This window comes from Dokdonella soli (assembly GCF_039523175.1).
GTDB classification, from domain to species: Bacteria; Pseudomonadota; Gammaproteobacteria; order Xanthomonadales; family Rhodanobacteraceae; genus Dokdonella_A; species Dokdonella_A soli.
The window spans coordinates 1-590 of sequence record NZ_BAAAEU010000053.1; the positions used below are offsets into that span (position 1 = coordinate 1).

Annotated in this window: 1 protein-coding gene; it reads right to left on the minus strand. The window is 58.8% G+C overall.

Features of this window, described 5'->3' with window-relative positions:
• Positions 1-590: condensation domain-containing protein (locus ABD002_RS19600; RefSeq protein WP_343794311.1), on the minus strand; the 590-nt coding region annotated here is incomplete at both ends.

Genomic DNA, 590 nt, shown 5'->3' on the forward strand with positions numbered 1-590 from the left:
AAGGTTGGCCAGCAACCCATGCGTGCGTTGCACCGCGTCCTGCACACCCTCCTTATCCACCGTAATCCGGATGGGCAATGTGTTGATGAACAACCCCATCACCCGGTCTGAACCTTCCCCTGCGTGCATGCGGCCGAATAGCACGGTGCCGAACACCACATCCTCGCGTCCCGATATCCGCGCCAGAACTTGCGCCCATGCCAGATGACACAAGCTCGCAACGCTCACACCGAGTTTGCGCGATCTATGCCGCAATCGCTGCGTCAGCGCCGTGTCCACCTCCATCCGGACTTGTTCGATCTCCCGTCCGTCTCCCTGTACCTGCGACAGCCCGAATGGCATCGTCGGCTCGTCCACGTCCCCCAGCATCTTGCGGAAAAACGCTTCGTGTTCTTCCTGGCTTACACCCCGGCGGGCTTGCGCCACAAAATTGCGAAATGGCAAGGGCTTGGGCAGGTGTTCTTCTTCGCCCAGCAAATGCGCCTGGGTCTCTTCCTGCGTCACTTCCAAAGTGATGTGATCACCTGCCAGGTGATGCAGCAGCATCAACAACAACCAGCGCTCTTCACCTTCGTCGTATGTGATGTACG